A 25,415-nucleotide genomic window follows, 5' to 3' on the forward strand; every position below is an offset into this window, starting at 1 on the left:
CTCAGCCCTTGATCAGCGCGACGAACTTCTCTTCGGGCGTCAGGGGGACGATCTCGTCGCCGATCGGCGAGGTCCTGGGTAGCTGAACGTCGGGGTCGGCGAAGTCGCGATACGTCTTGTCGCCGCCGAGGGTGTACAGCAGATAGCCGGTCAGCAGGGCACGAATCGTTCTCTGTGTCTTGCGATCCGGGCTACCCAGGCCGAATGCCGTCGTCAGCCGGCGGCCCTCGGCCAGCCCGTCCGCTTGAGCCTTGTTCACGATCCGCAGGTCGGCGGTGTCCCACGCCTGCCAGAGCTCAATGGCGTTGGACCGCAATGCCTTTGCCGAACCCGGCGCGCTGAACACTACGCCGGGTACCCGCAGCGACGCGGCCGGTTGCTCAGCCGAGGGAGTGGTGACCGCGGGGAAGATCGCGGCGGCCGCGGCCGGCTTGGCCTTCATCCCGGCGGCGGCGAACACCGCGGCCGAGGCGCCGAAGCCGTGGCCGATCACGCCGAGCTTGCTGGGGCTCACGCTGATCTTGCCGGGCCCAAGTCGCACGCCTGCGGCGATGTCCAGCGCGGTGCCCATGTCGAAGGCGAGGGTCAACACGGACGGGGCGACGCCGCGCTCGGTGTCGGGCGCAGCCGCGACGATGCCCCAGGACGCCAGGTGTTCGAGGAGGCCCGCATACCGGGCGACGCCGGTGAGCCAGTCGTGGCCGAACGCGACGGCCGGCAGATGCAGCCCGGCCTCGGGCGTGTAGACCACCCCCGGCAGACCGGCAAAGGCCAAGTCGCCCCGTAAAACCCGATGCGGGCCGGACCTGCTCAGAGTCCCGACGAGCTTGCTGGTCTTCGCCACCAGATGACGGTAGCGCACCGGCCCGTCCGCACTCACGGCTCAGCCACGAGCGGTCCAGCCAATATCAAGCAGATTGACAGCAGTTGGCAAGGTGAATTCTCTGCCGGGCCGCGCGCTCCGCGCCTTCGCAGCCCAGGGCACGTACGCCGCCGAACATCGTTCACGCACAGGTTGTAGACACATTTTATACCAACAATATTCACAGTGATTCACAACAAGTTTTGCTGGCTAAGGGTTTAGCTGACCACATCCGGGTGGTACGAACAGACTCGTGATAAACATCAAACGAATCGCAGCTGCGACCGCCATCGCCACGGGTCTCGGACTCGCCGGCGTCGGCGCGGCGAGCGTAGCGGAGGCCATGCCGATGGCCCCGATGCCGGACTACCACTGGTGCCCCGGGCAGTTCTGGGACCCGGCCTGGGGCTTCAACTGGGGTGGCGACCGTTGCCACGACGACGGCTTCTTCGACGGCGAGCCACGCGACGGCGGCCACTGGCACGGGCAGGGTCCTTGGAACGACGGTCACCCGGGTGGCTGGGACAACCACGGGCCGAACGGCTGGGACAACCACGGCCCGAATGGCTGGGACAACAACCACGGTGGCTGGGATCACCACTGACCCCCTGACGGGTCCCGACAGTTCCATAATTACCCGACCTCGCGCAGGTCGTAGGCGTGCAGCCGCCCCAGGTGGGGCGGCTGCACTGCTGTATCGGGACCCCTTCAAGGCGTCCCGAGCGCAGTGTCTGCACTACCCTGATGGGCTATGTGCGGAATCGTCGGCTACGTCGGGCACCAGCCCGCTTTGGGTGTCGTCGTCGACGCGCTTCGCCGCATGGAGTACCGCGGCTACGACTCGGCCGGCATCGCATTGGTCGACGGGGACGGTGACCTGACCGTTCGGCGCCGCGCCGGACGTTTGGCCAACCTGGAGGCCGCGCTCGCCGACACCGACCCGGAGTCGCTACGCGGAACCACCGGGGTGGGCCACACCCGCTGGGCGACGCACGGCCGCCCCACCGATCGCAACGCGCACCCGCACCGCGACGCGGCAGGCAAGATCGCCGTCGTCCACAACGGCATCATCGAGAACTACGCGCCGCTGCGCCTGGAGCTGGAGCAGGCCGGCGTGGAGTTTGCCAGCGACACCGACACCGAGGTCGCCGTCCACCTGGTTGCCCGTGAGTATCACCTTGGCGCGACGGCCGGCGACTTCACCGCGTCCGTGCTCGCCGTGCTGCGCCGCCTCGAGGGCCACTTCACTCTGGTCTTCACCAACGCCGACGATCCGGGCACGATCATCGCGGCCCGTCGCTCGACCCCCTTGGTGGTCGGGATCGGCAAGGGCGAGATGTTCGTCGGCTCCGATGTCGCCGCGTTCATCGGCCACACCCGCGACGCGGTCGAACTCGGCCAGGACCAGGCCGTCGCTATCACCGCCGACGGCTACCGGATCACCGACTTCCACGGCAACACGGATGTCGAGTACCGCGAGTTTCACATCGACTGGGACCTCGACGCCGCGGAAAAGGGTGGCTACGAGTACTTCATGCTCAAGGAGATCGCCGAGCAGCCCACCGCGGTGGCCGACACCCTGCTCGGACACTTCGTCGACGGCCGCATCGTGCTAGACGAGCAGCGCCTGTCCGATCAGGAACTGCGCGAGATCGACAAGGTCTTCATCGTCGCCTGCGGCACGGCGTATCACTCCGGGCTGCTGGCGAAGTACGCGATCGAGCACTGGACGCGACTGCCCGTCGAAGTCGAGCTGGCCAGTGAATTCCGTTACCGCGACCCGGTTTTGGACCGCAGCACGCTGGTGATAGCGATTTCGCAGTCGGGGGAGACCGCCGACACCCTGGAGGCCGTGCGGCACGCCAAGGAGCAGAAGGCCAAGGTGCTGGCGATCTGCAACACCAACGGCTCGCAGATTCCGCGTGAGTGCGACGCGGTGCTCTATACCCGTGCCGGGCCCGAGATCGGCGTCGCGTCGACCAAGACGTTCTTGGCGCAGGTCGCCGCGAATTACCTTGTCGGACTGGCGCTTGCGCAGGCGCGCGGGACCAAGTACCCCGACGAGGTCGAACGCGAATACCGCGACCTCGAGGCGATGCCCGACCTGGTCGAGCGCGTCATCAACGAGATTCAGCCGTTCGCCGATCTGGCGCACCGGTTCGCGCAGGCGTCGACGATCCTGTTCTTGGGCCGCCACGTCGGCTACCCGGTGGCGCTCGAAGGCGCGCTGAAGCTCAAGGAATTGGCTTACATGCACGCCGAGGGATTCGCCGCCGGTGAGCTCAAGCACGGCCCGATCGCGCTGATCGAAGACGAGCTGCCGGTGATCATCGTGATGCCGTCACCGAAGAGTTCGGCGATGCTGCACGGCAAGCTGCTGTCCAACATTCGCGAGATCCAGACCCGCGGCGCGGTCACCATCGTGATCGCCGAGGAGGGGGACGACACGGTACGTCCCTACGCCGACCACCTCTTCGAACTTCCGTCGGTGTCAACGCTTTTGCAGCCGCTGCTGTCGACGATCCCGCTGCAGGTGTTCGCCGCGGCGGTGGCACAGGCCCGCGGCTACGACGTCGACAAGCCGCGCAACCTCGCCAAGTCGGTCACCGTCGAGTAGTTCGCACGACGAACTCCGACCAGTCGGGTTCGCGGGTCGCCGCCCAGTATTCGTTGAGCCGCCACGGGCTGACAGTGTGGATCTCACCGTCGGCGTTCTTGAAGTACGAGTGCTTGACCGCCGGGTGTGCCCACACCATCTGGTTGATCTCGTGCTGGGTGCGCCGGTGCCAGTCCGCGGCGGCCTCTTCGGTCGGCTCGATCGAATGCACCGTCGGCTCAGCCAGTTTCGCGAGGCAGGCGTCGATGTAGCGCATCTGCAGTTCGGAGTTGAAGATCAGGCTGCCGCCGTGGGCCAGGTGTGCGCCCGGGCCGTACAGGACGAAGAAGTTGGGAAACCGCGGGACGGTGATACCCAGGTGGGCGAACGGCCTGCTGCCCCAGACGTCGTGCAAGTCTATGCCGTCGCGGCCGGTGACCGCCATCGGCCACAGCACATCGGTGTGCCGAAAACCGGTGGCGTAGACGATGATATCGACGTCATGCGCAACGCCGTCGTCGGTGACGACGCCGTCTTCGGTGATCTTGCTAATGGGCGTGCGCACCAGGTCGACGTCGTCGCGGCGCAGCGTGCGCAGCCAGGTTCCGTTGTCCTGCAGCGTGCGTTTGCCGGTGGCCGGATAGTCCGGCAGCACCTTGGCGAGCAGGGCCTCGTCGCCGTCGACCTGGCCGGTGATCCAGTCGGTGAACATCACCCGGGCGATGGCGTTGATCTCGCTGACCGCGTGGTCCTGGTCGGGATAGTCCGGGTCGACGCGCGCCGCGTCGAGGCCCTTGTCAGATCCGGGCCACAGCACCAGAAGTCGGTACCAGCGGCCGTAGTATGGCAGGTGATCCATCGCCCACCGCACGCCGTCGCCGACCTCGTCGTGGTACATCGGGTTGGGGAACATCCACTGCGCGGTGCGCTGGAAGACCGTGACGTGCTCGGCGTCGTCGGCGATGGCCGGCGCGATCTGGAAGCCGCTGGCCCCGGCGCCGATCAGCGCGACACGTTTACCGGTCAGGTCGACCGAGTGGTCCCACGCCGCAGAGTGAAACGCCGGGCCGCGAAAGGTGTTGGCGCCCGCTAACTCTGGAATGTTCGGGCGATTGAGCTGGCCCAGCGCGGTGATGACGGCGCGGGCCTGCAGCGTGGTGAGGCCCTCGTCGTCCTCACGGGTGGTGATCGTCCACAGTCCGTCTTCGTCGTCCCACTCGACCGCGACGACCTCGCTCTGCCAGCGGACGTGGTCGCCCAGATGGTGCTTGTCCATCACCCGGGTGAAGTAGCCCTGCAACTCCGGCTGCTCGGCGAAGAAGTGCGACCAGTCGTTGCTGGGCTCAAAGCTGTAACAGTAGAAGTGATTGGCGACGTCGACCCGCGCGCCGGGATAGCTGTTCTCCCACCATGTTCCGCCGGGTCCAGCGTTCTTCTCCAGGATGGTGAAAGGAATGTTGGCCTGCCGCAGGCGAATACCGGCAAGTATGCCGGACTCGCCACACCCGATGACGACCACCGGCAGCTGCGCGGCGCGGTCGGGGTCCAACGGCTCCGGGTGGCGCGGATCGACGCCGTCGAGGTCCATCTCCTCGGCGAGCAGCGACAGGTAATCGTCGGGCACGGTCTCGCACGCCGTCCAATCGATCATTTCCCTGATGAGCTCGGGTGTCAGCGGGGGGAGCTCCGGGCAGCCGCGGTCTCGGTAGTCGGCGATCACCGGCAGCGCTTCGGCGCGGGCGCGCGCCTTGTCCTCCTCGGACATGAAGCCCTGCACCTCGTTGAGAAAGACGCCGGCCTGCTTGAAGTCGCGGACGAAGCGGGCGTCGCCGGTGATGTGCACTAGCGACAGCAGCAAGGTCGGGATGCTGACCTGCTCGAGCGCGGCGGCGATGTCGGTGTCGGAGGTGGTGAAGGGTCGGCCCGCGTAGCGGCTGCGCACCAAGGCAGATCCTTTCGCTACGCCCAGTTGCGTAATTAGGCCTCAACGTTACGCGGGGCGCACCAGGTGATCAAGAGCCTCCCGCGTGGGTGAACGCCGTGAGTAATCTGGGCACAATGCGGCACTACTACTCGGCAGACGCGATCCGCGAGGCCGAAGCGCCGTTGCTGGCCAGCCTGCCCGACGGCGCCCTGATGGCCCGTGCCGCATACGGATTGGCGGCCGCGATCATCGCCGAATTGACCGCTCGCACCGGGGGAGTCGCCGGGCGGCGGGTGTGCGCGGTGGTCGGTTCCGGCGACAACGGCGGAGACGCGCTGTGGGCCGCGACCTACCTACGCCGCCGCGGTGCCGCCGCGGAGGCGATACTGCTCAAGCCCGAACGGACACACCAAAAGGGTTTGGCGGCGCTTCGCAAGGCCGGCGGCCGAATCGTCGATCACGTCGACCCCGCGACCGACCTGGTGATCGACGGGGTCGTCGGCATCTCCGGGTCGGGACCGCTGCGACCGGATGCGGCCGCGGTCTTCGAAGCGGCACATGGCATTCCGGTGGTCGCGGTCGACATCCCCAGCGGCGTCGACGTCGCGACCGGCGCCACCGACGGCCCCGCCGTGCGCGCCGCGCTGACCGTCACCTTCGGTGGACTCAAGCCGGTGCACGCGTTGGCCGACTGCGGCCGGGTGACGCTGGTCGACATCGGACTGGACCTACCCGACACCGACCTTGTCGGCTTCGACGCGGCCGACGTCGGCCGGCGCTGGCCCGTACCGGGACCGCGCGACGACAAGTACACCCAGGGCGTCACCGGCGTCATGGCCGGATCGTCAACCTATCCGGGGGCCGCGGTGTTGTGCACCGGCGCCGCCGTCGCCGCGACGTCGGGCATGGTCCGCTACTCAGGCAGCGCGCACAGCGAAGTGCTCAGCCAGTGGCCCGAGGTGATCGCTTCGCCCACCCCGGCATCGGCCGGACGCGTGCAGTCCTGGGTCGTCGGCCCGGGCCTAGGTACCGACGAAACCGGCGCTGCTGCACTGTATTTCGCACTCCAGACCGATCTGCCGGTGCTCATCGACGCCGACGGGCTGACGATCCTGGCCGCGCACCCGGATATGCTCGCATCGCGTACCGCACCGACCGTGCTGACGCCGCACGCCGGTGAATTCGCGCGGCTGGCCGGCGCCCCGCCCGGCGACGACCGGGTCGGTGCCACTCGCAGGCTGGCCGACGCGCTCGGTGCCACCGTGCTGTTGAAGGGCAACGTCACCGTCGTCGCCGAACCCGGTGGGCGGGCGTACCTCAGCCCGGCCGGGCAGTCCTGGGCGGCGACGGCCGGCTCCGGTGACGTGCTGTCCGGAATGATCGGTGCGCTGTTGGCCGCCGGTCTGCCGCCCGCCGAGGCCGCCGCGGCCGGGGCGTACGTACACGCCCGTGCCGCGGCCCTGTCGGCCGCCGACCCCGGACCCGGCGCCGCACCGACGTCGGCGTCGCGCATCCTCGCCCACATCCGCTCTGCCGTCGCCGCGCTTCCGTCGAAAGGATCCCGATGAATCACCCGTCCGTCCCGTCGCACACCGTCGCACCCGCCTACACCAGCCGGTTGTTCACCACCCCGGTTCCCGCGCTGCGGATGCCCGAGGAATCGATGGACCCCGACGCCGCCTACCGGTTCATCCACGACGAACTGATGCTCGACGGCAGTTCGCGGCTGAACCTCGCGACATTCGTCACCACCTGGATGGACCCGCAGGCGGGCCGGCTGATGGCCGAGACCTTCGACAAGAACATGATCGACAAGGACGAATACCCGGCGACCGCGGCGATCGAGCAGCGCTGCGTGTGCATGGTGGCCGACCTGTTCCACGCCGACGGGCTGCGCGACGACGACCCGTCCAGTGCGATCGGGGTGTCGACGATCGGGTCCAGCGAAGCGGTGATGCTCGGCGGCCTGGCGTTGAAGTGGCGGTGGCGCGAGAAGATCGGTAAGGACTGGAAGAAGCGCACCCCGAACCTGGTGATGGGCTCCAACGTCCAGGTGGTCTGGGAGAAGTTCTGTCGCTACTTCGATGTCGAACCCCGCTACCTGCCGATGGAGGAGGGGCGCTACGTCATCACCCCCGAGCAGGTGGTCGACGCGGTCGACGAAGACACCATCGGGGTGGTCGGGATCCTCGGCACCACCTACACCGGCGAGCTGGAACCGATCGCCGAAATCTGCGCCGCGCTGGACAAATTGGCCGCAAGCGGTGGCGTCGACGTGCCGGTGCACGTGGACGCGGCCAGTGGTGGTTTCGTGGTGCCGTTCCTGCATCCCGAGTTGCGGTGGGACTTCCGGCTGCCGCGGGTGGTGTCGATCAACGTCAGCGGGCACAAGTACGGGCTGACCTACCCCGGCGTCGGCTTCGTGGTGTGGCGCAGCAAGGAGCACCTGCCCGAGGATCTGGTGTTCCACGTCAACTACCTCGGCGGCGACATGCCGACGTTCACGCTGAACTTCTCCCGCGCCGGCAACCAGGTGGTCGGCCAGTACTACAACTTCCTACGGCTGGGCCGTGAGGGCTACACCCAGGTGATGCAGGCGCTGTCGCAGACCGCGCGCTGGCTGGGCGAGCAGTTGCGGGTGGGGGATCACTGCGAGCTGATCTCGGACGGCTCGGCGATTCCGGTGGTCAGCTTCCGGCTGGCCCGCGACCGCGGCTACACCGAGTTCGACGTCTCCCACGAGTTGCGCGGATACGGCTGGCAGGTGCCGGCCTACACGATGCCCGACAACGCGACCGACGTCTCGGTGCTGCGCATCGTGGTGCGCGAGGGGCTGTCGGCCGACCTGGCCCGTGCCCTGCACGACGATGCCCGTAGCGCGCTGGCCTCGCTGGACAAGCTGAAGCCGGGCGGGCACTACCAGGCCGAGCACTTCGCGCACTGACGTTCACATCCGACACACCCGCATCTGGCAAAAGGGATGCCCGATGTGTCCACCTCACAGCGACAATGCGCTGCGCTGTCGCTATGAGGTGGACACATGGAGCGTCGACTGGCCTAGGTGCTGCTGAGACTGCTGTGACTCGCCGGCGGGTAGCCGCCGCGGCTTCTGGGAGAATGGTCGGGCTATGACTGCGATCTCCCTGACTCCGGGCGTCCTCGCCGAGGCCGTCGTGGACCTGGGTGCCATCCAGCACAACGTGCGGGTGCTGCGCGAGCGCGCCGGCAGCGCGCAGGTGATGGCCGTGGTCAAGGCCGACGGCTACGGCCACGGCGCCGTTGAGGTGGCCCGCGCCGCGCTGGCGGCCGGTGCCGCCGAGTTGGGCGTCGCCACCGTCGACGAGGCGTTGGCGTTGCGGGCCGCCGGTATCACCGCGCCGGTGCTGGCGTGGTTGCATCCGCCCGGGATCGATTACGGCCCGGCGCTGCTGAACGACGTGCAGATCGCGGTGTCGTCGGCGCGGCAACTCGACGAGTTGTTGGGTGCGGTGCGCGCCACCGGACGCGCCGCCGCGGTGACTCTCAAGGTGGACACCGGTTTGAATCGCAACGGCGTTCCGCTGGCGCAGTACCCGTCGATACTGCAGGCGCTGGGACCGGTGATCGCCGAGGGTGCCATCCGGTTGCGCGGCTTGATGTCGCACATGGTGCACGCCGATCAGCCGAACAGCCCGATCAACAACCTTCAGGTGCAACGCTTTACCGATATCGTGACGATGACCCGGGAGAAGAGAGTGCCATTCGAGGTCGCGCACTTGGCGAACTCGTCGGCCACCATGACGCGTCCGGATCTGGCCTTCGACTTCGTCCGCCCCGGCATCGCGGTGTACGGGCTGAGTCCGGTGCCCACGCTGGGCGACATGGGCCTGGTGCCCGCCATGACCGCGAAATGCACTGTTGCGCTGGTCAAATCGATCAAGGCCGGCGAAGGTGTGTCGTATGGGCACACCTGGATCGCGCAGCAGGACACCACCGTGGCGCTGATGCCGGTCGGCTACGCGGACGGCGTCTTCCGGTCGCTGGGTGGACGGCTGGAAGTACAGATCAACGGCCGCCGCCGACCCGGCGTGGGCCGGGTCTGCATGGATCAGTTCCTGGTGGACCTCGGCCCCGGGCCCGTCGACGTTTCCGAGGGCGACGAGGCGATCCTGTTCGGTCCGGGCACTGGCGGTGAGTCCACCGCGCAGGAATGGGCCGACCTCCTGGACACCATCCACTACGAGGTGGTGACGAGCCCCCGCGGACGCATCCTCCGGACCCATCGCGAGGCTGAAAAGCATTGAGCGACGATCACTTTGACGGCCTGCACCTCGGTGGGCCGCGACGGAGGCGCTGGCTGGCCGGGGCGGCCGGCGTCGGTGCGGTGGGAACCATCGCCGGAGCGACCGTGGCACGGTCGATGCTCAATCGGCGCGCGGTGATCGACGACCCGTTCGCCCATGAAGATTTCGAGAGCCTCGACGGGGATCGCAGCTATCTGGTCACCACACCGGACGGCGTGCACCTGGCCGTGCGCGAAGTCGGGCCCACCGACGCGCCGTTGACCGTGGTGTTCGCTCACGGTTTCTGTCTTCGGATGGGCGCCTTTCACTTTCAGCGCATGCGACTCTCCGAGCAGTGGGGCTCGCAGGTACGGATGATCTTCTACGACCAGCGCGGTCACGGTCGTTCCGACGACGCGGCGCCGGAGACCTACACGATCAGCCAGTTGGGCAAGGACCTCGAGACCGTGCTGCAGGTGATCGCCCCGCGTGGGTCGATCGTGCTCGTCGGCCATTCGATGGGCGGCATGACGGTCCTCTCGCATGCCCGGCAGTTCCCCGAGCATTACGGGAGCCGGATCACCGGGGCGGCCCTGATCTCGTCGGCGGCCGAAGGCGTCGCGAAGTCGCCGTTGGGTGAGGTCTTGAATAACCCTGCGCTGGAAGCTGTTCGGCGTGCGGCGCGCACGGCGCCCAAGCTGGTGGACCGCGGCCGAACCGCCGCCCGGTCGTTGATCGGGCCCATCCTGCGGGCGGCGTCCTACACCGATCGGCGGGTCAGCCCCAGCATCGTCGCGTTCTCCGAGAAGATGATGCTCGGCACCCCGATTCCGACGATGATCGAATTCCTGCACGCCCTGCAGGTGCATGACGAGACCGCGGCACTGCCGACGCTGGCCAAGATTCCGACGCTGATCGTGTGCGGCGACCGCGATTTGGTCACACCCGCCGAGTATTCGAGGAAAATGGCGGAGGTGTTGCCCGAGTCGGAGCTGGTGATCGTCGCGAAGGCCGGCCACCTGGTGCTGCTGGACAAACCGGCGTCGGTCAGCGACGGGCTGGAGCGATTGGTCAAGCATGCCAGCCCCGGCCGGCTCACCGTGCTGGGCCAACGATTGCGCGATCGGGTGCTGCGCCGTGAATGAGCGTGACATCGCTGGCGACCTGCCGCGCCCGGCTCCGCCGCGCTCGCAATCGCCAGGCATCGCGACACTGCCGAGCGTCGAGGACACGGTGGCGTTGGGCTCGCAACTGGGCAGCGAATTGCGAGCCGGCGACGTTGTGGTGCTCTCCGGTCCGCTGGGCGCGGGAAAGACCGTTCTGGCCAAGGGTATTGCCGCTGCGATGGACGTGGATGGACCGGTGACCTCGCCGACGTTCGTGCTGGCGCGCGTGCACCCCGCCCGTCGGACCGGCGCCCCCGCGCTGATCCACGTCGACGTCTACCGCCTGCTCGAGCACACCGGCACGGACTTGCTCGACGAGTTGGAGAGCCTCGACCTCGACACCGAACTCGACGACGCCGTCGTTGTCGTCGAATGGGGTGAGGGCCTGGCCGAGCGGCTGTCCGACCGGCACCTCGACGTTCGGCTCGAGCGAATCAGCAACTCCGACACCAGGACTGCGACGTGGCAGTGGAGCCGGCGGTGACAGTATTGGCGATCGATACCTCGACCCCCGCGGTGACCGCGGGCATCGTCGTCGACAGCGCGTTGCTGGCCGAGCGGGTCAGCCTTGATGCCCGCGCGCACGCCGAACGCATCACGCCGAATGTGTTGGCCGCGTTGGCCGATGCCAACCGCTCGATGGCCGACCTCGAGGCGGTGGTGGTCGGCTGCGGTCCGGGTCCGTTCACCGGCCTGCGCGTGGGTATGGCGACCGCGTCGGCCTATGGTCACGCCCTGGGCATCCCGGTTTATGGGGTGTGCAGCCTCGACGCGATCGGAGTGCAGACCAGCGGCGAGGTGCTGGTGGTCACCGATGCGCGTCGGCGCGAGATCTACTGGGCCCGTTATCGCGACGGGGTGCGTGTCGACGGTCCGGCGGTCAGTGCGCCGGCCGACGTCGACACCGGAGGAGCGCCGGCGGTGGCCGGATCACCGGATCACGCGGCGCTGTTCGGTTTGCCTCGTGTGGAGCCGTCGTATCCGAACTCGATGGGCCTGGTGGCCTCGGTGGACTGGTCGCAGCCGCCGGATGCGTTGGTGCCGTTGTACCTCCGTCGGCCGGACGCCAAGACCCTTGCCGAGCGGGCCAAGCAGTGACCGTGATGATCGACGGCCTGACCGAGGCCGACGCCGCCCGCTGCGCCGAGCTGGAGGCGATCCTGTTTCCCGGCGACGACCCGTGGCCCACAGTTGCTTTCGTCCGCGAGCTGGCGGCCGAGCACAACCACTACGTCGCGGCCCGAGAGTCCGACACGCTGGTCGGCTATGGCGGCATCTCCCGCCTGGGCCGCACGCCGCCGTTCGAATACGAAATCCACACCATCGGCGTCGACCCTGAATTCCAGGGCCGTGGCATCGGCCGCCGGATGCTCGATGCGCTGCTGAACATCGCCGCTGACTCCGTCGTGCATCTCGAGGTCCGCACCGACAACGAGCCGGCGATCGCGCTGTATCGCAGCGTGGGTTTCACCGAAGTCGGCGTGCGCAGGCGGTATTACCGCATCAGCGGCGCGGACGCCTACACCATGCGCAGGGAAGCCATATGACAACCATCCTCGCAATCGAAACATCCTGCGACGAAACAGGAGTCGGCATCGCCCGGCTCGACGACGACGGAACCGTGACGCTACTGGCCGACGAGGTGGCCTCCAGCGTCGACGAGCACGTCCGCTACGGCGGCGTCGTCCCCGAGGTCGCGTCGCGGGCCCACCTGGAGGCCCTAGGCCCGGCGATGCGCCGGGCCCTGGACACCGCGGGACTGGACAAGCCCGACGTTGTCGCCGCCACGATCGGGCCGGGGCTGGCGGGCGCCCTGCTCGTGGGAGTGGCTGCGGCCAAAGCGTATTCGGCCGCCTGGGACGTGCCGTTCTACGCGGTCAACCATCTCGGCGGGCACCTGGCCGCCGACGTCTACGAGCACGGACCGCTGCCCGAAAGTGTCGCGCTGCTGGTCTCCGGCGGGCACACCCATCTGCTGCACGTCCGCTCGCTCGATCAGCCGATCGTCGAGCTCGGCAGCACCGTCGACGACGCCGCGGGGGAGGCCTACGACAAGGTGGCCCGGCTGCTCGGGCTGGGTTATCCCGGCGGCAAGGTGCTCGACGACCTCGCGCAGACCGGCGACCGCGACGCGATCGTGTTCCCGCGCGGTATGACCGGCCCACGCGACGAGCCGCACGCGTTCAGCTTCTCCGGCCTCAAGACCGCCGTCGCCCGCTACGTGGAGAGCCACCCCGACGCCTCGACGGCCGATGTCGCCGCCGGCTTCCAGGAGTCGGTGGCCGATGTGCTGACCATGAAGGCCGTCCGCGCCGCCACCGAGCTCGGGGTGTCCACCCTGTTGATCGCAGGCGGGGTCGCGGCGAACTCGCGGCTGCGGGAGCTCGCCGCGCAGCGCTGCGAGGCCGCCGGGTTGACCCTGCGTATCCCCAGGTTGCGGCTGTGCACCGACAACGGCGCGATGATCGCGGCGTTCGCCGCGCATTTGCTCGCCGCTGGGGCGTCGCCTTCTGCCCTCGACGTCGCCAGCAATCCGGGCCTGCCGGTGGTCACGGGCCACATCAGCTGACAGCGAAGGAGCACCAGCCCAACCTTGAGTGCTAGCACTCGCATGTATAGAGTGCTAGGTGGCAATCGGACGATCCGGGCGTCGGCACCCGCGACGACGACGCTTAGGCACGGACGAAAGCCAAAACACCTGGTAGATCGGGGCAACCGCTCCGAACCTGACTAACTAAGTGGAGGGCTCCAATCGTGGCGAGCGTCAACATCAAGCCACTCGAGGACAAGATCCTCGTACAGGCCAACGAGGCCGAGACCACGACCGCATCCGGTCTGGTCATTCCCGACACCGCTAAGGAAAAGCCCCAAGAGGGCAAAGTCGTCGCCGTCGGCCCCGGCCGGTGGGATGAGGACGGCTCGAAGCGGATTCCGCTGGACGTGTCCGAAGGCGACACCGTCATCTACAGCAAGTACGGCGGCACCGAGATCAAGTACGGCGGCGAGGAGTACCTGATCCTCTCGGCCCGCGACGTGCTGGCTGTCGTCAACAAGTAAGCATTCGTGTCCCGCCCCGGAGCTTCCCGTTACGACGGGTGAGTTCCGGGGCGGTACTCGTTAGCCATAAAGGACATTCATGAGCAAGCAGATTGAGTTCAACGAGACCGCGCGCCGCGCGATGGAGGCGGGCGTCGACAAGCTCGCCGACGCGGTCCGTGTGACGCTGGGCCCGCGTGGCCGCAATGTGGTGCTGGCCAAGGCCTTTGGCGGTCCGTCCATCACCAACGACGGCGTCACCGTCGCGCGCGAGATCGACCTGGAAGACCCGTTCGAGAACCTGGGCGCCCAGCTGGTGAAGTCGGTCGCCACCAAGACCAACGACATCGCCGGCGACGGCACCACCACCGCAACGGTTTTGGCGCAGGCCATCATCAAGCACGGTCTGCGCAATGTGGCGGCCGGGGCCAACCCCATCGCGCTGGGGCAGGGCATCAGCAAGGCGGCGGACGCGGTGTCCGAGGCGCTGCTGGCCGCCGCCACCCCGGTGTCCGGAAAGACCGGCATCGCGCAGGTCGCCACCGTCTCGTCGCGTGACGAGGAAGTCGGCGAGCTGGTCGGCGAGGCCATCAGCAAGGTCGGCGACGACGGCGTCGTCAGCGTCGAGGAGTCCTCGACGCTGAACACCGAGCTCGACTTCACCGAGGGCGTCGGCTTCGACAAGGGCTTCCTGTCGGCCTACTTCGTCACCGACTTCGACGCCCAGCAGGCCGTGCTCGAGGACGCCCTGATCCTGTTGCACCGCGACAAGATCAGCTCGCTGCCCGACCTGCTGCCGTTGTTGGAGAAGGTCGCCGAGGCGGGCAAGCCGCTGCTGGTGATCGCCGAGGACGTCGAGGGTGAGCCGCTGTCGACGCTGGTGGTCAATGCGATCCGCAAGACGCTGAAGGCCGTCGCGGTCAAGGCGCCGTTCTTCGGTGACCGGCGCAAGGCGTTCCTGGAGGACCTGGCGATTGTCACCGGTGGTCAGGTGATCAACCCCGATGTCGGCCTGTCGCTGCGCGAGGCCGGCCTCGACGTGCTGGGTTCGGCCCGACGCGTGGTGGTCAGCAAGGACGACACCGTGATCGTCGAGGGCGGCGGCGGCCCCGAGGCCATCTCCAACCGGGCCAAGCAGTTGCGCGCCGAGATCGAGTCGACCGACTCCGACTGGGACCGCGAGAAGCTGCAGGAGCGGCTGGCCAAGCTGGCCGGCGGCGTTGCGGTGATCAAGGTGGGTGCCGCGACGGAGACCGCGTTGAAGAAGCGCAAGGAGGCCGTCGAGGACGCGGTCGCCGCGGCCAAGGCGGCGGTTGAGGAGGGCATTGTTGCCGGCGGCGGTTCGGCGCTGGTGCACGCCCGAAAGGCGTTGGCGGACTTGCGGAAATCGCTGTCCGGCGACGAGGCTGCCGGTGTCGAGGTGTTCTCCAACGCGCTGAGCGCTCCGCTGTACTGGATCGCCACCAACGCCGGCCTCGACGGTGCGGTTGCGGTCAGCAAGGTCAGCGAGCAGCCGGTTGGGCACGGCCTGAACGCGGCGACGCTCGAGTATGGCGACCTGGGTGCCCAGGGCGTCATCGACCCGGTCAAGGTCACCCGCTCGGCGGTGCTCAACGCCGCGTCGGTGGCGCGCATGGTGCTGACGACGGAAACGGCCGTCGTGGACAAGCCGGCCGAGGAGGCAGACGACGGTCACGGCCACGGGCATCACCACCACTAGAACGCAGCAGTCTAGAAACACCCCCGGTCACGCGGCCGGGGGTGTTTTTTGCTTGAGCTGCGCTGTCAGGCCGTTGGACCACGTACGATCCCGCACGTCGGGGGCCTCACGAAGGAGCAAGACGCGATGCGGGTTTCTCAGACGATGTTCGTCGGCCCACTGACAGCGGCGCTGGTTGTATCGGTGGCTGCCTGCGGCGGTCATCCATCACCACCGGCAGCGAAGTCGACGACTGCGGTACCGGCTTCCAGTTCCTCGGCGCCCGCCCAGCCGAGCGACTACACCGCCCTATTGATCAAGGCGAGAGACATCGACGCGCCGATGCCGTTCGTCGCCGGCCCGGCGACGAGCAACCCCAACGGCCAGCCGGGCGCCGCGATCACGTTCAGCAGCCAACCCCACCCCGAGGATCAGAGCGGCATCACGGTGAAAGACGTCCAGATCGTCGACACCATCCACGTGCTGTCGGATCCGGCCGCTGCCGCGAGCGCGCTGAACTCCGCAAAGTCGGGTCAGGCTTTGGTGAAAGATCCGAAAACCGATTCGGCCGATGTGGGCACCGGCGGAACGCTGTTGTCGGGCACATCGCCAGACGGGTCGAAGAGCGTGACGGCGTTGCTGTTCACCGAGGGCCGAGGCTTCGTCACGCTGGAATTTGTCGGCGGGGTCGATTCGCCTCCGCCGCCGCCGGACTTCGTCATCGACGTCGGCCACAAACAGGATGCGGCCGTCAAAAAGGGGCTCGGCGGCTAACGGCGTTGCGGCCGTAGTCGTTTCGCCATGGACCGCATTTGGCAATGGGCGTGGGATCACCACAAAACCCGGTACTCGTGGGCGTGCTGGGCGCTCACCCTCCCACTAGCCCTCCCGGTCTTTCTCGCCTGGACGTTGGGCATCGTCGCGCTAGAGGGATCTCATTGCTACGCCGAGGCGGCCGCGGTGACGATGATCGCTGTGCCCGCATACCTGTATATGGGGGCGCTTCCAGGCGGACGAGACGGCCGCCCCATCGAGCGATGGGCCGCCGGCGCCGAGGTTGATCGAGAGAGCGCGCTGCGCGCCACCTATAGCCATGGCCGGAAGTTGATCGTGCGAGGAGTGGTCGTAACCAGCGCGTCGATCGCCGCGCTGTTCGCTGGCGTCGGGACGATCGCCGGGGCCAGCGGGTCGCGGGTCGTTCAGTACGCCCTCTTGGGGGCCATCGCCGGAACCGCAAGCCAGCTGATCACGCTGCACAGCCTCATCGAGGCAACGATGCGGCCAGCCAGGGCTGCCCTCACCTCGGATATCGAAATCGGCGGTTCCCTGCCTCGCTCTCGCCCGGGGTTCGCCACGTGGAACAACGTGGCCATCCTTGCGGTGGCGTTCGTCTTTGCCGTGGCGGGCGCGATTCTGGCAGTGGTGCTCGACGCGGCCGGTCACGGTCCCGGCCTGGCCCTGGTGATCGGCGGCCTGTTGGTGCTCGTCGTCGGCCCATCACTGTGGGCCGCGTATTCGCCACTGCTGCAATCGATTCGCGACCTCACCGACGGGACCGAGCGTGTCGCGGCCGGTGATTACGGTCAACGACTGCCGGTGGTGCAGGATGACGACCTCGGCGCGTTGGCAGCATCTTTCAACCGCATGCAGGCGGGATTGGCTGAGCGGCAACGACTTCAGGCGGCGTTTGGCACCTACGTTGATCCGGGGCTGGCGGAACGACTGCTCAAGCAGGGTGACCATGTCTTCACCGGCGAGCGCCGCGAGGTGACCGTGATGTTCGTCGACATCCGCGACTTCACCCCGTTCGCCGAGGCGCACAGTGCCGAGGACACCGTCGCACGGCTGAATGCGTTGTTCGAGATCGTGGTGCCCGCCGTCGTCGAAGCCGGGGGGCACGTCAACAAATTCCTCGGTGACGGTGCGCTTGCGGTGTTCGGCGCCCCGAACGATGTCGCCGGTCATGCCGACGCGGCGGTGGGCGCAGCGATGGCGATCGATCGCCTCGTCGCTGAGCGATTCGAAGGTGGGCTTCGTATCGGCATCGGGATCAACACCGGTGTCGTGATCGCCGGCACCATCGGCGGCGCCGGCAAGCTCGAGTTCACGCTGATTGGCGATACCGTCAACGTCGCCGCCCGGGTAGAGCAGCTGACGAAGTCCACCGGCGACGCCATCCTCCTAACTCGGCAGACCGTGGATGCCTTGGCGGTGCGACCCAGCGGGCTCGGCGACCGGGGCTCCCATGCACTGAAGGGAAAGTCGGCAGCGACAACACTTTTCGGCCTCGCCCCTGTCGTCGCGCAGCGCTGAATGGGGCAACCGCCCCATGTTTTAGGCGCCAGATAGGAGAACAATGTGCCGTGCGCGGCCTGCGCTGCCGCGCGGAGCAAAGGGGCCGGCGCATGAAACTCCACCGCATGATCCTCGCCAGCGCCGTACTGATCGGCGGCATCACAGCGGTCACCACCGGAACCGCGTCGGCCTCGGGCCCGCCGGGGTGTACCAGTTACGCGTGTTGGTGCCCGGGGCAACCAATTCCGGGAAACATCGCGGGCGACTGGGACATGAACAGCTGCCACGACTGGCACTACTCGTTCCACGACGACAAGAACGCGCCGCATCAACAGATCGTCCAGGGGCCGATGATGTGCAGCTACGGACCCGGCTTCCTGCCACCGTGCGCCGCCTGATCGCGGCCGGGCGTTGAACAGGAGCGTCGGCAACGCTGGCCTATAAGGCCGCGTGCCGCGCCTGCAACCAAATATATGTTCAGATGGCGGAGCCCGGACCGTGCGCGCGTCGCCCGCTGTTGAGTGGCTTCCTGTGTGCTGATGCTGGTACGGGCCAGGGTGTTAACAATCACGGGTGGTGCGCGACGTCGTGGGGCAGGTGCGGACTCCCACCGAGCCTAAAACCAAATATTTGTCCTGCTATGGTTGACTCTGCGCGGAATGCTCCCTTAGGTTCGGTGCACATCCGAGCCTGGGCCGTTCCCACGCTCGACGATCGCCAGGGACGGAGAGGGATGTCCGGAAAGCTCGAAGGCAAGGTCGCTTTCATCACGGGGGCGGCGCGCGGTCAGGGCAGGGCCCACGCCATCGCCATGGCGCAGGAAGGTGCCGACATCATCGCGGTCGACATCTGCCGCGACATCCCCTCGAACCCGTACCCGCTCGCGACACCCGACGATTTGTCCGAAACCGAGCGCGCCGTCAAGGAACTCGGCCGTCGCGTGCTGGCGCGCGTCGCCGATGTCCGCGAGCGGCACGAGCTGCGAGAGGCCGTCGAGGCGGGCGTGGCCGACCTCGGCAAGATCGACATCGTCGTCGCTAACGCCGGCATCCTCCCAATGGCCATGGGCCGGCCGCACGACGCGATGTCGTTCGTCGACGCCTCCGACGTCGACCTGCTCGGCGTGATGAACACCGTCGCGGTCACGGTGCCGCACCTGCCCAACGGATCGTCGGTGATCATCACCGGGTCGACGGCGGGCATGATCCGGGGGACGACCGACAACCCGAACATGGGCCCCGGCGGCCGCGGGTACGGCTGGAGCAAGCGGGTGATCATCGAGTACGTCGAGGAGATGTCGCTGGCTTTGGCGGACAGGATGATTCGCGTCAACGCCATCCACCCGACGAACTGCAACACCCACCTGCTGCAGAACGACGGCATGTACAGCATGTTCCGTCCGGACCTCACTCAGCAGGGCAAGCAGGCGAGCCGCGAGGACGCCGAACCGCTGTTCACCCTCTTCCAGGCGATGCCCATTCCCTATGTCGAGCCCGAGGACATGGCAAACCTCGGCGTCTTCCTGGCGAGCGACGACAGCCGCTACATCACCGGTCAGCAGATCAGGGTGGATGGCGGCTCGTTGCTGAAGTGGCCCAACGGGCCTGGGGGATAGGCTGATTCGCTGAAAACAGTGGTGACTGTCAACGAAGCCGACCTGCTGCACGATCTCGGCGTGTTCGCCTCTGCTTTCGCCGGGCGCGCAATCGGGGTGGACGCGCAGCGCCCGGGCGAGCCGACGTGGACCGACGGCCAGACGATCTATGTCGATCCGTCAGCGTCGCTCGACACCAACCTTGAGGCGATCGCCGTCCAGGCGTCGATGATCGCTGCGGGAAGCTTCGATCCGGAGATCGCGCGGCAGTTGGGCCGGCATTCGAGATTGGCCCGGCGTTACCTGGCGGTTGAAGGACATCGCGCCCTGGTGGCGAACGCCGAGGTGCTGCCGCGTCAGCTGGCATCGCTGGGCAGCACCGGTATCGCCGAACGCACTGGCTCGCCGCAGGATTCGCTGGCGCTGGCCGGTAGCAAGGACCCGATCGACGAACCACCCGCCGTGTTCGGTGCGATCCGCGCGAACAAGGTGCTGGCCGCCGGCGCGCGCGCAACCAAGCAGGCCGAGCAGGAGGCGCCGGCGCACGTACCGCGTCGCGGGCAGCGGCAGGAACTCGAAGAACTCGACGACGATGCCGTCGACGACACCGACGATCCCGATCTGTTCACCAGTCCGGTGGGCGGTGGCGGTTTCATCGGCAAGTGGCTCAAGAAGATGCTGTCCTCGGCCCGCAAGACGGGTAGCGGGGGCGGCCCGCCCGGAGCGGACACCCCGACCCATCGTACGAACTCCGGAACCCGGGGCGCCTACGCCGTCTCATCGCTGGCGTCGGCATCTAGCGAGAACGTCATCGACCACGAAGCGGACCTGCGCTCCCGCGGCGTGAAATATCCGGAATGGGATGCCGGTCGCAAGAGCTACCGGCACGATTGGTGCACCGTCGTCGAAACCGAGCCTGTCACAAAGGGATCGGCGAGTTCGGCCATCGACGCCGCCATCGGCGTGCGGCGCCCGCTAGCTCGGCTCGGGATGGGTCTGCACCGCTCACACCGCCAGCCCCAGGGTGACGACCTCGACATCGACGCTGTGGTCGAAGCCCGCGTCGAGGCGATGGCCGGGTCGGTGCCCGACGAGGCGGTGTACCTCGACAGCATGCGACGACGCCGCGACCTGTCGGTGCTGTTGTTGCTGGACATCTCGGGTTCGACGGCCGAGGCCGGCACGGTGGGCCGCACCGTGCACGAGCAGCAGCGCGCCGCGGTCGCCAACCTCACCGTCGCGCTGCACGATCTCGGCGATCGCGTGGCGCTCTACGCCTACTACTCGCAGGGGCGCGGCGCGGTGAGCATGGTTCCGGTCAAGCGTTTCGACCATCATCTCGACAGCCAGGTGCTCAGGCGGCTGAACAGCTTGGAGCCCGGGGCATATTCGCGGTTGGGCGCGGCGATCCGCCACGGCTCCGCCGTGCTGGAGGCTCGCGGGGGCACCTCGCGACGGCTGCTGGTGGTGCTGTCCGACGGGCTGGCCTACGACCACGGGTACGAGCGCGCCTATGGGGCGGCCGACGCGCGGCGCGCGTTGAGCGAGGCTCGCCGGCGCGGCACCGGATGTGTGTGCTTGACGGTGGGAGCGGGCACCGACGTCGAGTCTCTGCGCAGGGTGTTCGGCAGCACCGCGCACGCCAGCGTCGCGCGCCCCGATGAGCTCACGAATGTCATTGGGCCGCTGTTCCGTTCGGCGATCCGATCGGCCGAAGTGCGGAGGCGGGTGTCATGACGAGACGTCGCCTTGAAACTAACATCTGTTCCACTTACGCTCCATTCACCGCATCGCAGCGGTCGGCGGAAGGGTAGTTATGGCCACCGAGCCCACACTCGCTCACCACAACGGCGCGTCCTCCGCGACGCGGCCCTACTACCAGGCCGTCGGCAACGAAGAGGCCGTCTTCAAGGCCGCCTACCGGCAGGGTCTGTCGCTGGTGCTCAAGGGTCCGACCGGGTGTGGCAAGACCCGCTTCGTCGAGGCGATGGCCCACGATCTGGGTCGGCCGCTGATCACGGTGGCCTGCCACGACGACCTGACAGCCGCCGATCTCGTCGGCCGGTATCTACTGCGCGGCGGCGAGACGGTCTGGGTCGACGGCCCGTTGACGCGGGCGGTGCGTGACGGCGCGATCTGCTACCTCGACGAGGTGGTCGAAGCTCGTCAGGACACCACCGTGGTGCTGCACCCGCTCGCCGACCACCGGCGTCAACTGCCCATTGAACGACTAGGCGAGACGCTCTCTGCGGCACCGGGATTCGGACTTGTCGTGTCCTACAACCCCGGCTACCAGAGCGTGCTGAAGGACCTCAAGGACTCGACGCGACAGCGGATGGTGGCCATCGAGTTCGGCTTCCCGGCGCCCGACGTGGAGGAGGGCATTGTCGCCCACGAAGCGGGTGTGGACGCCACCACGGCGGCCGAGCTGGTGAAGTTCGGCCAGGCCATCCGTCGACTGGAGGCGGGTGGCCTGCGAGAGGTCGCGTCCACCAGGGTGCTGATCGCCGCGGGCCGGCTGATGGCTGAGGGTCTGCCGGCCGACGCGGCGGCGGAAGCGGCGATCGCCGGGCCGCTGACCGACGACGTCGCGGTCAACCGCAGCCTCAAACAGCTGATCACCGTCTACCTCGGGGACAGCAACCCCGTCCGATGATTGACGCCGTTGAGCGGCCAGACTAGGGTCTGAACAAATATTAGGTCGCGCTCGACAACGTGGTGGGCGCGACCACGTGGAGGTCACATGTCCTACGAGAGCACAGCCGAGCCGATCAAAGTCGGATATCTGATGGACTTCACGCTGCCGCCCGGTTTCCCCGAGGAGCTGTTCGCCTCCTTCACCCAGACCTTCGACCTGATCTTCGAAGAGGCGCTGGAGCAGGGCCTGCTGGACCGTCCGGTGCAGATGATCTACCGCGAGGTGGAGGGCCTGCCTAAGGGTTCGGTCAAGGCCGTCATCGATGCCTACGGCGAGCTGGTCGACGAGGGGTGTCTGGTCGTGTTCGGTCCCAACATCACCGACAACTGCGTCGCCGTGAAGGAAGCGATCGAGGAGCGATTCAAGGTTCCCGCGATCAGCGTCACGGGGACCGACGACTGGCTCGGCGAGTGGACGTTCGCGTTCCCGCAGGGCTCGATGACCGACGAGCCGATCTTTCTGGCCGACCTGATCGGCAAGCGGGGGATCACCGAGATCGGCGTGCTGATGGAGCAGAGCCTGATCGGGCAGAGCTATCTCGCGAATCTGCGAACCGCGTGTCAGCGCAAGGGTATTCGGATCGTCGCCGAAGTCGCGGTGGCGCAGACCGCGCAGGACATCAACGAAGCCGTGCGCACTCTGCACGACGCGAAGGCCGAAGCGATCGTCCACCTGGGCTTCGGCTTCGGAATCGTGTTCATCAACCCGGCCTTGGAGGCCGTCGACTGGGACCCGCCGCGCTTCACCACCACGGCGTGGCAGAACGCCTGGGTCAACCCGATCATGTGGAACGCGTTCATGGGCTGGACCGGCGTCGACCAGTACGACGAGGCGAACAAGATCGGACAGGACTACCTCGACGCGTATGCGAAGAAGTACGACGGCAGCCGTCCCGAGTTCTGCGTGACGGTGGTCAACCGCGACGTCGCCGCCACTCTGGTGCGGGCCTTCAGCGATGCTCACCCGCTGAGCCCGCGCGGCGTCAAGGAGGCGCTGGAGCGGGTGAAGATGCTGCCCGCCGCGTCCGGCGCACCCGGCACCCGGGTGTCGTTCGGCAAGTGGACCCGCCGCGCCTGGATGGGCGCCGGCTACCTGGTCGCCCGCACGCTGGACGCCGACGGCGTCAACTCGCACCTTGTGGACCGCTTCGGGGAAGAAGGGTGAGGAACACATGAGTACCGATCAATCCACACCGGTCGATGCCGGTGCTAAAACCGCTGCACCGCAACGTAAATGGGGCGGCTGGATCGCCGGCGCGGCGTTGGCCGCGTTTGCACTGTTCTTCATCGCCAATCGGCGCTGGGTGCTCGACCCGCGCGTCGCCAACCCGAACGTGCACGGCCGCCCGCGGCCGGTGAAGTTCATCTTCGGGTTGGACTACATCGGCTTCCTCGACGCGGCCACCTGCGTCGCGTTGGCCATCCTCTTGATCGTCTTCATCAGGGGCTGGCGACGTAATCCGGGCAGCCCGGCGATGCTGATGTTCCTGTGCACCACATTGATCGTGTGGCAGGACCCGATCATGAACTGGTCGCCGTTCGCGGTCTACAACCCCGACCTGATCCACTGGCCCGAGTCGTGGCCGCTGGTGTCGCTGTCACCGACCGTCGAGCCGTTCGTGGTGTTCGGCTATGTGATGTTCTACTTCGGCCCGTACTTCCCGGCGGTGTGGATCCTGCGCAAGCTGCAGGCGAAATATGGCCCTACGAGCTATGTCTCGCGCCATCCACTGGTCAGCCTCGGTCTGCTCGCGCTGGTGATCGGCTTCATCTTCGACGCATGGCTGGAGATCCAGCTCGTGCACACCGGGATGTACATCTACTCGCAGGTGATCCCGTGGGGTTCGGTATTCACCGGCACCACATTCCAGTTCCCGTTGATCTGGGAGTCGTTCTCGGTGTGCTTCGTGATGGTGCCGGCCGCGATCCTGTGCTATCGCGACGACACCGGAAAGTCGGTTGCGGAAAAGCTTGCCGCCAAGGCGAAGTTGTTCCCGACCCGTCCGGTGCTCGGCACGTTCCTGGTGATGTTTGCGATCATCAACGTGTCGTACTTCGCCTACGGCGGCTGGTTCTGGGTCATCAAGGTCAGCCACGCCGCCACCTCGGTCGCGTGCCCATGGCCGTACCCGGAAGCCAAAGTCTATGACCCGCAAGGCTTCTACGAGAAGGCCGGCGCGCAAGGCCCGTACTCGGTCGGCATCTGGTCGACGTGGGCCAGCGGCGAGCCCAACGGCCGCCCGCACGTCGATGCTCCGCCTCCGGGCGTCGGGGCCTGCGCGAGCAAGAATGGCTGAGCCACACAGCGTCGTCGTCACCGGCGCATCCCGGGGACTCGGCCTCGCGACGGCCGCGCGGCTGTACCGCGAGGGGTGGCGCGTGGTGGCCGCGATGCGTACCCCCGACGCCGGGATGGCGCAACTGCGCCAGCTGACTGGTGCCGGCGCCGACGACGACCGGCTGATCGGGGTCCAACTCGATCTGACGGACCAGGCCTCGGTCACGGCCGCCGCGAAGGCGATCATCGAGGCGGTCGGTGCGCCGTTCGCGATCGTGCACAACGCCGGCATCTCCGCCGCCGGAATGGTCGAGGAGACCGATATGGCGTTGTGGCAGCGGCTGTTTGCGACCAGCGTGCTGGGCCCCGTCGCACTGACCCAGGCGCTGCTGCCGTCGATGCGGGCCACCGGTCACGGCCGCATCGTGCTGGTGTCCAGCGCGGCCGGAGTGCGCGGTCAGCCCGCCACCGCGCCGTACTCCGCGGCCAAGGGCGCGCTGGAGCGCTGGGGTGAGTCGATGGCCGTCGAGATCGCGCCGTTCGGCCTGGGCGTCACCGTGCTCGTGGCCGGCACGTACGACACCGAGATCATCACCGACGCGGGCACCACCGACGATCGCGATTTCGCCGGCCCTTACGCGCGACTGCACAACACCATGAACAGTCGCGGACGGGCCGCGATGAAGCTGGCCCGGCCGCCGGAGAAGTTTGCCGACGGCGTGCTCAAGGCCCTCGGCGACACTGGGTCGTTCCGTCGCCGCGGCGTGGGACCCGATGCGTCGATGTTGTTGGTATCCAACCGAATTCTGCCGGCGATCGGCATGCACCACATGTCGCGGGTGGTGCTCGGCATCCCCAAACAGGGTTCGATGCGCGACGGCGCCTGGCCGCTCACTACAGCTCAGAAGGCCATGGTGTTCGCGACGAAAGTCATCCCGCAGCCGGTGATGCAGCGCCTGGTGGCGTTGGCGGCCAAGCGGAACAAGGGAAATGAGGAGTAGGTAGC

At 67.5% G+C, this 25,415-nt stretch carries 23 protein-coding genes; 21 read left to right on the top strand and 2 right to left on the bottom strand.

What is annotated here, in order from left to right; translation table 11 throughout:
- Window position 1: 1 nt before the first annotated feature.
- Complete coding sequence (locus tag PT015_RS22870) at window positions 2-844, bottom strand: dienelactone hydrolase family protein (RefSeq protein ID WP_285187461.1); 843 nt, start codon at window positions 842-844, stop codon at window positions 2-4.
- Between the two features lie 271 nt (window positions 845-1,115).
- Here PT015_RS22870 and PT015_RS22875 point away from each other — a divergent pair, with 271 nt between their 5' ends.
- Both PT015_RS22875 and glmS read left to right on the top strand, forming a co-directional pair.
- Window positions 1,116-1,466, top strand: a complete 351-nt coding sequence (locus PT015_RS22875) for a hypothetical protein (protein WP_285187463.1) — start codon at window positions 1,116-1,118, stop codon at window positions 1,464-1,466.
- 147 nt (window positions 1,467-1,613) lie between these two features.
- Window positions 1,614-3,479, top strand: coding sequence for a glutamine--fructose-6-phosphate transaminase (isomerizing) (gene glmS / locus PT015_RS22880; protein WP_285187464.1), 1,866 nt, complete (start codon window positions 1,614-1,616; stop codon window positions 3,477-3,479).
- Here the strand turns inward: glmS and PT015_RS22885 are convergent.
- Window positions 3,466-5,400, bottom strand: a complete 1,935-nt coding sequence (locus PT015_RS22885; protein ID WP_285187466.1) for a flavin-containing monooxygenase — start codon at window positions 5,398-5,400, stop codon at window positions 3,466-3,468. The genes glmS and PT015_RS22885 overlap by 14 nt on opposite strands.
- 116 nt (window positions 5,401-5,516) lie before the next feature.
- Between PT015_RS22885 and PT015_RS22890 the strand changes: the two genes are divergently transcribed.
- The 19 genes from PT015_RS22890 to PT015_RS22980 all read left to right on the top strand — a co-directional run bounded on the left by PT015_RS22890 (window position 5,517) and on the right by PT015_RS22980 (window position 25,410).
- Window positions 5,517-6,950, top strand: a complete 1,434-nt coding sequence (locus PT015_RS22890) for an NAD(P)H-hydrate dehydratase (protein ID WP_285187468.1) — start codon at window positions 5,517-5,519, stop codon at window positions 6,948-6,950.
- Window positions 6,941-8,326: a glutamate decarboxylase gene (locus PT015_RS22895; protein ID WP_285191241.1), complete on the top strand. Its 1,386-nt coding sequence runs from the start codon at window positions 6,941-6,943 to the stop codon at window positions 8,324-8,326. Before PT015_RS22890 ends, PT015_RS22895 begins: the two co-directional genes overlap by 10 nt.
- 184 nt (window positions 8,327-8,510) lie before the next feature.
- On the top strand, window positions 8,511-9,665 hold the full coding sequence (gene alr / locus PT015_RS22900; RefSeq protein WP_285187470.1) for an alanine racemase: 1,155 nt from the start codon (window positions 8,511-8,513) through the stop codon (window positions 9,663-9,665).
- Window positions 9,662-10,789 carry an alpha/beta fold hydrolase gene (locus PT015_RS22905; RefSeq protein WP_285187471.1) on the top strand — a complete coding sequence of 376 codons (1,128 nt, stop codon included), beginning with the start codon at window positions 9,662-9,664 and terminating at the stop codon, window positions 10,787-10,789. Before alr ends, PT015_RS22905 begins: the two co-directional genes overlap by 4 nt.
- A 7-nt stretch (window positions 10,790-10,796) precedes the next feature.
- The gene (gene tsaE / locus PT015_RS22910) at window positions 10,797-11,294 is read left to right on the top strand and encodes a tRNA (adenosine(37)-N6)-threonylcarbamoyltransferase complex ATPase subunit type 1 TsaE (protein WP_285191242.1); all 498 of its coding nucleotides are present in this window, start codon (window positions 10,797-10,799) and stop codon (window positions 11,292-11,294) included.
- Window positions 11,273-11,908, top strand: a complete 636-nt coding sequence (gene tsaB / locus PT015_RS22915) for a tRNA (adenosine(37)-N6)-threonylcarbamoyltransferase complex dimerization subunit type 1 TsaB (RefSeq protein WP_390887889.1) — start codon at window positions 11,273-11,275, stop codon at window positions 11,906-11,908. The genes tsaE and tsaB overlap by 22 nt, the downstream gene beginning before the upstream one ends.
- 5 nt (window positions 11,909-11,913) lie before the next feature.
- Window positions 11,914-12,357, top strand: a complete 444-nt coding sequence (rimI, locus tag PT015_RS22920; protein ID WP_285191243.1) for a ribosomal protein S18-alanine N-acetyltransferase — start codon at window positions 11,914-11,916, stop codon at window positions 12,355-12,357.
- Window positions 12,354-13,379 (top strand): tRNA (adenosine(37)-N6)-threonylcarbamoyltransferase complex transferase subunit TsaD, encoded by a 1,026-nt coding sequence (tsaD, locus tag PT015_RS22925; protein WP_285187475.1) that lies wholly within the window; start codon window positions 12,354-12,356, stop codon window positions 13,377-13,379. The genes rimI and tsaD overlap by 4 nt, the downstream gene beginning before the upstream one ends.
- Window positions 13,380-13,564: 185 nt before the next feature.
- Window positions 13,565-13,867, top strand: a complete 303-nt coding sequence (groES, locus tag PT015_RS22930; protein WP_163779981.1) for a co-chaperone GroES — start codon at window positions 13,565-13,567, stop codon at window positions 13,865-13,867.
- A 79-nt stretch (window positions 13,868-13,946) separates the two neighbouring features.
- The gene (gene groL / locus PT015_RS22935) at window positions 13,947-15,566 is read left to right on the top strand and encodes a chaperonin GroEL (RefSeq protein ID WP_285187481.1); all 1,620 of its coding nucleotides are present in this window, start codon (window positions 13,947-13,949) and stop codon (window positions 15,564-15,566) included.
- Window positions 15,567-15,692: 126 nt separating this feature from the next.
- The gene (locus tag PT015_RS22940; RefSeq protein ID WP_285187483.1) at window positions 15,693-16,319 is read left to right on the top strand and encodes a hypothetical protein; all 627 of its coding nucleotides are present in this window, start codon (window positions 15,693-15,695) and stop codon (window positions 16,317-16,319) included.
- Window positions 16,320-16,346: 27 nt separating this feature from the next.
- Window positions 16,347-17,858: an adenylate/guanylate cyclase domain-containing protein gene (locus PT015_RS22945; RefSeq protein ID WP_285187485.1), complete on the top strand. Its 1,512-nt coding sequence runs from the start codon at window positions 16,347-16,349 to the stop codon at window positions 17,856-17,858.
- Between the two features lie 92 nt (window positions 17,859-17,950).
- The gene (locus tag PT015_RS22950) at window positions 17,951-18,238 is read left to right on the top strand and encodes a hypothetical protein (RefSeq protein ID WP_285187486.1); all 288 of its coding nucleotides are present in this window, start codon (window positions 17,951-17,953) and stop codon (window positions 18,236-18,238) included.
- Between the two features lie 335 nt (window positions 18,239-18,573).
- Window positions 18,574-19,455 (top strand): mycofactocin-coupled SDR family oxidoreductase, encoded by an 882-nt coding sequence (locus tag PT015_RS22955; protein ID WP_285187487.1) that lies wholly within the window; start codon window positions 18,574-18,576, stop codon window positions 19,453-19,455.
- A gap of 18 nt (window positions 19,456-19,473) precedes the next feature.
- The gene (locus PT015_RS22960; protein ID WP_390887890.1) at window positions 19,474-21,171 is read left to right on the top strand and encodes a nitric oxide reductase activation protein NorD; all 1,698 of its coding nucleotides are present in this window, start codon (window positions 19,474-19,476) and stop codon (window positions 21,169-21,171) included.
- A 79-nt stretch (window positions 21,172-21,250) separates the two neighbouring features.
- Window positions 21,251-22,090 (top strand): CbbQ/NirQ/NorQ/GpvN family protein, encoded by an 840-nt coding sequence (locus tag PT015_RS22965; protein WP_285187488.1) that lies wholly within the window; start codon window positions 21,251-21,253, stop codon window positions 22,088-22,090.
- 87 nt (window positions 22,091-22,177) lie between these two features.
- Window positions 22,178-23,296, top strand: a complete 1,119-nt coding sequence (locus PT015_RS22970; protein ID WP_285187510.1) for an ABC transporter substrate-binding protein — start codon at window positions 22,178-22,180, stop codon at window positions 23,294-23,296.
- 7 nt (window positions 23,297-23,303) lie between these two features.
- Window positions 23,304-24,428: a spirocyclase AveC family protein gene (locus PT015_RS22975; RefSeq protein WP_285187511.1), complete on the top strand. Its 1,125-nt coding sequence runs from the start codon at window positions 23,304-23,306 to the stop codon at window positions 24,426-24,428.
- The gene (locus PT015_RS22980; RefSeq protein WP_285187512.1) at window positions 24,421-25,410 is read left to right on the top strand and encodes an SDR family oxidoreductase; all 990 of its coding nucleotides are present in this window, start codon (window positions 24,421-24,423) and stop codon (window positions 25,408-25,410) included. The genes PT015_RS22975 and PT015_RS22980 overlap by 8 nt, the downstream gene beginning before the upstream one ends.
- The last annotated feature ends 5 nt before the right edge of the window (window positions 25,411-25,415 follow it).

The organism is Candidatus Mycobacterium wuenschmannii, from assembly GCF_030252325.1.
GTDB classification, from domain to species: domain Bacteria; phylum Actinomycetota; class Actinomycetes; order Mycobacteriales; family Mycobacteriaceae; genus Mycobacterium; species Mycobacterium wuenschmannii.

Bases quoted from the DNA above. Each gene is read 5' to 3' on its own strand.
- PT015_RS22945 (WP_285187485.1), top strand. From the start codon at position 16,347: ATGGACCGCATTTGGCAATGGGCGTGGGATCACCACAAAACCCGGTAC.
- groL (WP_285187481.1), top strand. From the start codon at position 13,947: ATGAGCAAGCAGATTGAGTTCAACGAGACCGCGCGCCGCGCGATGGAG.
- PT015_RS22980 (WP_285187512.1), top strand. From the start codon at position 24,421: ATGGCTGAGCCACACAGCGTCGTCGTCACCGGCGCATCCCGGGGACTC.
- PT015_RS22940 (WP_285187483.1), top strand. From the start codon at position 15,693: ATGCGGGTTTCTCAGACGATGTTCGTCGGCCCACTGACAGCGGCGCTG.
- PT015_RS22955 (WP_285187487.1), top strand. From the start codon at position 18,574: ATGTCCGGAAAGCTCGAAGGCAAGGTCGCTTTCATCACGGGGGCGGCG.
- PT015_RS22970 (WP_285187510.1), top strand. From the start codon at position 22,178: ATGTCCTACGAGAGCACAGCCGAGCCGATCAAAGTCGGATATCTGATG.
- PT015_RS22950 (WP_285187486.1), top strand. From the start codon at position 17,951: ATGAAACTCCACCGCATGATCCTCGCCAGCGCCGTACTGATCGGCGGC.
- PT015_RS22965 (WP_285187488.1), top strand. From the start codon at position 21,251: ATGGCCACCGAGCCCACACTCGCTCACCACAACGGCGCGTCCTCCGCG.
- glmS (WP_285187464.1), top strand. From the start codon at position 1,614: ATGTGCGGAATCGTCGGCTACGTCGGGCACCAGCCCGCTTTGGGTGTC.
- tsaD (WP_285187475.1), top strand. From the start codon at position 12,354: ATGACAACCATCCTCGCAATCGAAACATCCTGCGACGAAACAGGAGTC.
- alr (WP_285187470.1), top strand. From the start codon at position 8,511: ATGACTGCGATCTCCCTGACTCCGGGCGTCCTCGCCGAGGCCGTCGTG.
- PT015_RS22975 (WP_285187511.1), top strand. From the start codon at position 23,304: ATGAGTACCGATCAATCCACACCGGTCGATGCCGGTGCTAAAACCGCT.
- PT015_RS22890 (WP_285187468.1), top strand. From the start codon at position 5,517: ATGCGGCACTACTACTCGGCAGACGCGATCCGCGAGGCCGAAGCGCCG.
- rimI (WP_285191243.1), top strand. From the start codon at position 11,914: ATGATCGACGGCCTGACCGAGGCCGACGCCGCCCGCTGCGCCGAGCTG.